Origin of the sequence: Halobacillus litoralis (assembly GCF_009856355.1) — a bacterium.
Taxonomy (GTDB): Bacteria; Bacillota; Bacilli; order Bacillales; family Halobacillaceae; genus Halobacillus; species Halobacillus litoralis_B.
Genome location: NZ_WMEW01000024.1, coordinates 1 through 7,237 on the forward strand (window position 1 = coordinate 1; position 7,237 = coordinate 7,237).

Genomic DNA, 7,237 nt, shown 5'->3' on the forward strand with positions numbered 1-7,237 from the left:
CGGGATGGTTTCGGGAAACATGGATCCTTCATTCCCATCCTCCGTTGTACAGTTAAAATTTAGTTAAATAAACTTCCTGCTTTTCACGCTAAAATGCGTTTATAGCAGAACTTGTCGCGCGCCCCCGTTAGCTAAAGACTCGAAACTGAGATATTCAGTGAAATTATTCTGTTATTGGAGCTATCTATATTCCTTAATCCCATTTTAAAGACGTTCAATGAATATCTAAATATTTTATCATTCTAATGCTATTGCCCTAATTCTATAAATTCAACGTAAATAATAGCAATTCTTTTCTAATCTCATAGACGTATTTATCCCGAAGTTCAGTATTCAACAATACTACCAATAAGCGAAAAGCGATTGCTCTTATTAAACAATCGCCACTAAAGACTTGATTTCAAGATATTAATGTAGGTATTATACTAACGCATCTTTAGACGAATACTCGATATCAGGATAACACTACTATAAATTACATATAGCTTTTATTCATTTCTTTCAATATTTACTACAAAGTTTTCAATATTAAGAACAACCATTAGAACTTTGAAGAGGACATACAAGACAATGCGTGAGACTTTCCTTCTTTTTATCTAACTTATGAAAATAACAGCAAGTACGCCGTATTTTATGCTCACCGAGTGAGTTAGGATCAACAAGATACGTTTTCATAGGATGTGTGTCACAGTTGAAATAACTGCCGTCTAATTGATTCAATTCTTTAGCAAGTTGAATGATAGTTTGTTGGTGTTCGGGATATTTTTCTAGTGCTTTTCTAAAGAATGAATTAATCCGAACGGCAATATTTTCCCACAAAATAAAAGCAGGCAAGTTCGTCCTTTTATGAAAGGATTGTAACAAGGGAAACAGGTGTTGACTAAAGAGCTCCTTCCAAGCCTCGTGGCGCGAGTCTACATAAATAATTTGTTCTGTCTTCACCTGCACATCCAACTTTTCACTAATCGTACACGCTGATATAGGAATAATTTTGCTTTTTTCTTCCCACAACATAGAATTTAAAACATGTGAAGGAAGAACTTGGGCGTACTTTTTCATCATCATTGACGCGGTGACCTTTATATTGGGAGCACAGATGCGCTTTTGTTGATGTTGCAAAAATTCAATACATGCCGTCTCTTCCAGTAAGGATGGGATGGAATTCATTCATTCATCCCCTTTCGATTTCGATATAGTAGATAAATGAAAAATGGAGCTCCGATTCCAGCAGTGAATACACCAGCTGGAATATCAGATGGTAAAAAAGCCGTACGCGCAATAATATCAGCTATCATAACGATGAGTGACCCAATCAAAGCGGATCCAAAAACTAAGTTACCAAAGGAACGCTGCAATAAAAGCCGTGCAATATGAGGCGCGATCAGTCCTACAAATGCGATTCCTCCAGCAAAAGAAACTGCTGCACCAGCTAAGCCAACACTTAAGGAAATTAAAAGAAAGCGGAAAAACTGGACCCTTACCCCCATGCCGGTTGCTACATCATCTCCCAGCTGTTTTACATCTACCACTCCGGTGAAAAAGAGGGATAGGAAAATCAGAATAACAATAATAGGGATGAGAATCGTAACTTCGTGCCAATTGGCACCATATAAACTGCCGGTTAACCATAAATACACTTTAGATGCAACCGCCGACTCACTGGACACCATAAACATGGTAACCACTGCATTGGTTAAGGCTGAAATACCAATCCCAATCAAAATTAAACGCATAGGGGTGACTCCATTTTTCCATGACAATAAATAGATGATCGCTGTTGTAATCGCTGCTCCTGTAATAGACGCAAGCGGAAGCCATTGCACACTTATTTCACCTAATAGGAAAACAATGAAAATAACAGCTCCCACAGAAGCTCCACCTGTTACTCCAACAATATCTGGAGACCCCAATGGATTTCGGATCATCCCTTGTAATATCAAGCCTGATACACCTAGACCTGCTCCTACGACCAGCCCCATAAGTACACGGGGAAGTCGAAGTTCATTGAGAATAAAAGCATGGTCACTTTCACTAAAAATTTCTTCTAATACAGCTCTAAGCGGAATGTAACTACTTCCAGATGACAAACTAATAATAAAAACAGCAACGGTTGTCAGGATTAGGGCAACTAAAGTAAACAAAGATCGTTTATGAATTTGTATAGAAACTTTGCCGGTTTTACTTCTAAGTGTGTAATAGTTACCCACTTTTCTTCACCCCTTTTCTAGCGATATAAATGAAAAAAGGAGTTCCGAATAGAGCAGTCATCACTCCTATAGGCATTTCTTGAGGGGCAATGATCAGTCTCGCAGCAATATCAGCAAACAATAACAAGGTAGCTCCGAAAACACCACTCATTGGTAAAATCCATTGATAATTAGGACCAGTAAAACCTTTTACAATATGTGGTACTACAAGGCCAATAAATCCTACAGACCCAGCTACCGCTACCGATCCTCCAGCTAAAAAAACAACGATAACTCCTATTATTAATTTGACCAACCCCGTATTCTGACCCAGGTTTTTGGCTACATCATCCCCGGACATCAAAATATTCAGAGGCTTTCCAATCCATAACGAAAGGATAATCGCTGCCCCTATAAAAGGCAGTACAGGAAGAAGTATGCCTAGTTCCCGTCCAGCAACCGAGCCAGCCAGCCAAAATAAAACACTTTGCATGCGCTGTTCATCCATTACAAGCATTCCTTGAGTAAATGAAATAAACAGCGCACTAATGGCAGCACCTGCCAAAACAATGCGGATAGGGGATAAACCATCTTCGCCCATAGAACCAAGTAAATAAACGATCGCTCCTGCAACTCCAGCTCCCAAAAAACCAATCCACATATACCCACTTAAGGATTCTACCGAAAAGAAAGTAGCAGAAGTCACAATAAAGAATAGTGCCCCTGCATTAACGCCGAATATATCTGGAGCTGCCAAAGGATTACGAGTCAAGGCTTGCATTAAAGCTCCTGCAATGGATAGACTCGCACCAATGGTAATGGCTATTAAAGTTCGTGTTAAACGAGACGTACGAATAATAATATGATTCGTATCTGAAGTGTCATAATGAAAGAAGGCGTCCCAAGCTGTAGAAAGAGGGATTGGGGTTTTTCCTACAAGTATGCTTAAAGCAGCTGCAGTAAAAAATAGAAGCAAAAAGGCAAAAAGAATATACCATTGAAATGATCGATTGGTCGATAGTTTGTTCATTATGCTTCTCCTCAAAGAAACAAAGACAGGAGGATACCTCCTATCTTTGGGATTTATTTCTCTAGATCAAATCGTTTATATAAGTCATCCAGCATTAAATTGGCAGCACGAATTCCTCCAGCCATGTTCCATGTCACTTCATCAACCATGTGGACTTCGTCATTTTTAACTGCGTCTAAGTTTTTCCAAAGTGGATGATTTGTCCATTCCTCGAAATTATCTTTAATCGCTGGTTCATCACTCATGAAAATATAAAATACATCCGCATTCATTTCTGAAATACTTTCTTTATCCGTTAATTTCATTCCCCATTCATCGGATTGCTGGTTTTCAGGTCTAGTAAATCCAGCTTCCTTCAGGATCGATCCAGCAAAACTATCAAAATAAATACGAGCATGGTCACTACGGAAATTTAGAATGGAAACGTTTAACGGCCAATCCTCTCCTAATTTTTCAGAAGCTTTTGCTTTAAAGTCTTCAATGCGGTTATCCCAATTCGTCATGATTTCCTCTGCTTTATCCTCTTTGTTCAGCGTCTGTCCCATTAAATCAACCGTCCCTTTGAAATCATAGACTTGGTCAATAGCAATGGTTGGTGCAATTTTATTTAGTTTCTCATAAATTTCTTCATGTCGGAGTTTAGATGCAAAAATCACATCCGGATTTAACTTAGCAATTTCTTCTAAATTGGGCTGAGTTTCTTCCCCTACAAGCGTAGTTCCTTCTAAATCATCTCTTAGGTATTTATAAATAGGCTTCTCTACCCAAGACTCCACAATTCCAACAGGCTCTACCTCAAAGGCCGTAATCGCATCGTTGGCTCCTTGATAAAGCGTGACGACTTTTTCAGGTGTTCCCTCGATGGTTGTCATCCCCATAGCATGTTCAATTTCTAGTGTATTCGTCTCCTCGCCAGAATCATCCGCATTCGTAGATTCTGAGGACGTATCTTCTGAAGAAGCACCCTCATTTCCACAAGCGGCAAGTAGTGTAGTAATAACTAAGACTAATAAAATTAGTCCCCACTTTTTATGTAATTGAATACTTTCCATATGTATCTCCTCCTTTTGATTTTGATAATCATTCTCACTATTAAAATGTTATTGCAACTGAAAATGATTGTCAAGCCAATAATAAGACTGATAAGATGTTTTGGAGGATTCAGCTTTAAAGTTTTTTTCATCGTGAAAAATGAAATAAAACAAGACCAGGAATATAACGTACGATGAATTCTCTACAAGATAAGAGGTGTTATTGAAGCATTATCTCGAAACTGAGTCTTCCAGAAACCAGCACTAAACGTTAAAAAGAGGGCAATTCCTTTACATCAGAATTGCCCCCGTTACAGGAAGACTCAGTTTCGAGATAATCACCATAATTTACTGGAATCTACCTTTTTAACTTTCTAATAAAGAAACCATTTCCTTTCTTCCTGACTCTACATTTGGATACTTATTCAGTAAGTCTTTTATAAGTTGCTCTCTTAAGATATCCGACTGTACATAATCATTTCTGAAGATTTCCAGGTACCCTGAGAGTGGCTCACCTTCTTCAACTTTTCGCTTTACCGATATCAAAGTTTCTAATTTCTCTTGATAAAAGCTAAATTCGTCTTCATTTGCATGTTTAACAGAGATTTTCGATAACTTTATAGCTCTTTCCAAGTCTGCCACTACAATTTTAGTAGCTAATCCCTGATAGGGAGACGGTTCTCCAGGGTTTTGTTCTACCAACCTTTGAGCGTATTCCTTTGATTTTTTAAAGTTCCCGAGCTCCATATAGATTTTCCCCAACTGAATATTTGATTGATACAGATTAGGAACAATAGTGTTCACTTCCAGAGCTTTTTCTAATGCCATTTTAGGATTGACTTCTTTTCTTGCTGTTATTAAATCTGAAGGAACATTTTTCAACTGTTGAAGAAAATCATTCGAATATGTTTCAAAGCCTATACCCATTACATTTTTAAATGATTGATCAAATTGATGGTTCTTTCTCTCTTTGATTATCTTAGGAATGAAGTCATTTCCTACGTCATTCAAAAGGTGATTTATAAACCACATACTTTGAAAATAAGGGTTATACGGACTCCTAAGATGGTCATTTATTTGTGCAGGAGTCTTCATTTGATTAAAGTTCAGATACTCTAATTCTCTTATGTAGTTATCTCCAACCCCAACATTTATACTGCCAACATACGTCGCCAATCCTTCATGAAACCACATTGGAAAATCAGCGAATGATAAGTCATATTTTTTTATTAAAGTGTTAAAAAGGTGATGTGTGTATTCATGGACAACTTTTCTTTGAAATTCCCTTTCTCTCTTATTCCCCGATGGAACTTGAAGGTATATGGTTTCTTCACTTGCAACGTAATACCCTCCAATACTTCCTTCAACAGGTTTGGGGGCATTTTCCGGGGTCGGAATATTGTTGTATAAGATAATCTTTACAGGTGGCTTCTCTTTTAAATTGAAGATACTGGAAAACTGATTTTTCTTTGCCTCAACGGCTTTAACTGATGAATTAATCCACTTTTTATTGTCTTGTCCATCATAATAAAAGGTGAATGCTCCTACTTGCTCAGAGGAAAAATCCTCCGTATCCTGTTTGGCTGACGAAGTATCCAGAACCATTTTATGATAAAAACTGATTTTATCACTTGCCGTGAAAGAATCTATGCTTTCATGATCATAGGCTGACTTTTCAAATCCATAATTGAATAATGTGATGAAAATAGTGGCTATAGAAACGACGCCAGATAATATAATTAATGTTAGATTTGTTGAGCGTTTTTTGGGCAAGTATTTTATTGGTTTGAAAAGACATATAATTCCACAAATTATAATACCAAACATAAACAAGGCTATGACCAACGAAACGACCATGCTTTGTTTCGCACTTAACCACAAGGAAAAAATAAAGTAAACTGTTATGAAGCATAACGAACTCAATACCATTAAGCTAATACGTTTTAGAATTTGTATCCCTCCATATACCATTGGTTGATTTGTAAAACGAACCACCTTATTCAAACTCTCAAAGTAAAAACTCCTGAAGAATCGCCCCCCGTTTCCGCAAGACTTGATTTGGAGATGTTTTATGTAATTTACTAACTTTCTACCTTACTTGAATCAGGCAGATGGTCATCCTTATCAAATTTAAAGAGATAATGCTCCTATTAATACAATAATTACAGCTAGGAATAATAAATATACTGCGCGAGCTTTCTGTTCATTTTGAAACTCTGAAATGCTGTAAATTAAAAGTATGGTCCCAATAAAAAACTGAGTATAAGATAAGATTTGTTTGTTATCGGTTGTAAAACTAAAAACTAATAAGGATAATGCAATGATGGCTGATACAATCCTAATCACTTTCAATTAAAGACCCCCCATCCTCTTTCCATAATAAGTATTCTTCAATGTTAGCACATAAGGCAATTGTTCAAGTAACGCCCCCGTTTTTATAAGACTTGAATTCAAGATACCTTAATGGTTGTTCCTAAATTATCTCCCGGTTAATCGCAAAATTATATTATTCATTTCTTCCATTTTTCCTATTAGCGAAAATTACAATAGTAATCAATAAAATAATACTATTTCCTAATAACACATACAGAAGGATAGCGGAACCAAAAGCTGCTCCTTGGCTACTAATATAAGCAGCGTAGTTTATACCGCCATAAAAAAACAAAAACGGAGTGCCGATTGAAAATAGAACTAATAAAAACTGCGAAATACCCTTTTTAAGATTATAATTAAACCAAACCCAAGATCCGACTATTAACAATAGAGTTGTCAAAATTAATAAAATCTTTATTCCTCCCTGGAAGTACTGAGTCTTAAACTAACCTGCTCCGTTAGTTAAAAAGCGATCGATGATTGAACAATCGTTAGCAATAGGTAAGCCTTTGACGTTATCTCCAGCTTTTCCCCTGCTCCACACCAAGGACGTGCTAGTTTCCCAGCATCCGGCGCTCCATCTAACGATATGTACTGTGATGATAAGTTACTCGTTA

The 7,237-nt window shown here is 37.0% G+C and carries 5 protein-coding genes; all 5 read right to left on the minus strand.

The window, feature by feature from the left end:
• Positions 1-528: 528 nt before the first annotated feature.
• Positions 529-1,167 carry an IucA/IucC family C-terminal-domain containing protein gene (locus GLV97_RS19545; protein WP_160842309.1) on the minus strand — a complete coding sequence of 213 codons (639 nt, stop codon included), beginning with the start codon at positions 1,165-1,167 and terminating at the stop codon, positions 529-531.
• Entirely contained in the window at positions 1,164-2,207 is a 1,044-nt protein-coding gene (locus tag GLV97_RS19550) for an iron chelate uptake ABC transporter family permease subunit (protein ID WP_160890393.1), read from the minus strand. The genes GLV97_RS19545 and GLV97_RS19550 overlap by 4 nt, the downstream gene beginning before the upstream one ends.
• Positions 2,200-3,216, minus strand: a complete 1,017-nt coding sequence (locus GLV97_RS19555; protein WP_160842311.1) for a FecCD family ABC transporter permease — start codon at positions 3,214-3,216, stop codon at positions 2,200-2,202. The genes GLV97_RS19550 and GLV97_RS19555 overlap by 8 nt, the downstream gene beginning before the upstream one ends.
• A 53-nt stretch (positions 3,217-3,269) precedes the next feature.
• Entirely contained in the window at positions 3,270-4,268 is a 999-nt protein-coding gene (locus GLV97_RS19560) for an ABC transporter substrate-binding protein (protein WP_160842312.1), read from the minus strand.
• Between the two features lie 345 nt (positions 4,269-4,613).
• On the minus strand, positions 4,614-6,242 hold the full coding sequence (locus GLV97_RS19565) for a hypothetical protein (RefSeq protein WP_160842313.1): 1,629 nt from the start codon (positions 6,240-6,242) through the stop codon (positions 4,614-4,616).
• Positions 6,243-7,237 lie beyond the last annotated feature (995 nt).